We start from the raw sequence: 1,541 nt of genomic DNA, 5'->3' as shown, positions 1-1,541 counted from the left end.
GCAGGGCATGGACGGCCGGTCCGGGTCCAGCCCCGTAATCCGGCATAGTTTTGAAATGGTTCTTGTCAACCAGCATAATCTATTACGTGAAATTGAGCCGCAAACGTTTATCAAGGCAATTTGTCAGGCATATGGAGTGGGAACTATGGAAAAAGAAGCCGGGTTATTTGCCCGGCCTCTTGATTCTCTGGTGGGCCCTCCGGGATTCGAACCCAGAACCCAGGGATTATGAGTCCCCTGCGCTAACCGTTGCGCCAAGAGCCCTTGCAAAGTGGTGGATGTGATAGAGGCCGTCGGAGCGGGCCACCCATCTTGAACCACGATGTGAAATACTACCATGCACGCGGCACCCGTTCAACGCACGATCTTGTCGACCAGGAGGATCATGGTGCCGCCTTTGACCTTGTGTGCCTATATGAAAGACGATATGAGAAAGCCATTTGGGTCGCCTCCCCCGCGGCGCAGCTTCTTTCCGCGGGCTCGGGATGCCACAATGGGCTTTGAGTATCGGCCCGTGCGGTAGCCCTTACCGCACCTGCGGGGAGGAGGCTTCCCATGCCCCATGTTACCTCCATCGGCCTGGACGTCCACGCGCGATCGGTCGCCGCCGCGGCGTTCAACCCCTTCACCGGCGAGGTGGTGCACCGTGACTTCGGGACGGACGCCGCCGAGATCGCGGAGTGGGCCCTCGGGTTCGAGGAGCCCAGGGCCTGCTACGAGAGCGGCCCCACCGGCTTCCACATGGCGCGCGAGCTGCGCGCGCTCGGCCTCGACTGCGCCGTGGCCGCCGTCTCCAGGATGCAGAGGCCGGCGGCGGACGCGCGCCGCAAGAACGACCGGCGCGACGCCGAGTTCATCACCCGCACGCTCGCCACCCACAACATCGTGGAGGTCCCGCTGCCCGATGCGGCCGTCGAGGCCGCCCGGGACCTCGACCGCGCCCTCGACGACGCCACGGTGGAGTACCGCCGCGCCAGGCAGCGCCTCAACATGTTCCTGATCAGGCTGGGCCACGTCTGGGACGAGCGCAACGCCGACGGGACGAGGAAGGGATCCTGGACGCGCGCCCACTGGAGGTGGATATCCGGGATCAGGCTCGAGGGGCCCCAGCGCGACGCGCTCGAGTACTACGTCACGGCCGCGAGGTGCGCGGAGTCGGACCGCCGGCAGCTCGAGAAGAAGGTGCTCGCCCTCGCCCGGACCGACCGGTGGCGCCCTGCCGTCGAGGCGCTCTCCTGCATCAAGGGAATCGACACCCTGACGGCCTTCAGGCTCGCAGCCGAGGCGGGCTCCTTCACGAGGTTCCGGACGGCCCCGGCCTTCGCGAGCTGGTGCGGGCTGGTCCCGTCGGAGCGCTCGAGCGGCGAGACCGAGCGGCGCGGCGGGATAACCAAGACGGGCAACCGGCTCGCCAGGACGACACTGGTGGAGTCGGCGTGGCACTACCTGACGTGCACGCCCCGCCCGAAGGCCCCGGCGCCCGGCGCGGACGTCCCCGCGGCGATCCGGGCGCGCGCCGACGACTGCACCGCCAGGCTCTG

1 protein-coding gene and 1 tRNA gene are annotated in these 1,541 nt (G+C 67.1%); one reads left to right on the top strand and one right to left on the bottom strand.

Annotated features, from left to right (window positions below; all coding sequences use genetic code 11):
• Nucleotides 1-188: 188 nt before the first annotated feature.
• Nucleotides 189-264 (bottom strand) — tRNA-Ile (locus DW123_RS09315).
• A 291-nt stretch (nucleotides 265-555) separates the two neighbouring features.
• Between DW123_RS09315 and DW123_RS09310 the strand changes: the two genes are divergently transcribed.
• On the top strand, nucleotides 556-1,541 hold a 986-nt coding region (locus DW123_RS09310; RefSeq protein WP_118297917.1), incomplete at its 3' end, for an IS110 family transposase.

The organism is Collinsella sp. AM10-26 (assembly GCF_003472525.1).
In the GTDB taxonomy this organism is placed as follows: domain Bacteria; phylum Actinomycetota; class Coriobacteriia; order Coriobacteriales; family Coriobacteriaceae; genus Collinsella.
Note: the sequence above shows the minus strand (reverse complement) of the source record. Positions and strands in the feature narration are given on the sequence as shown.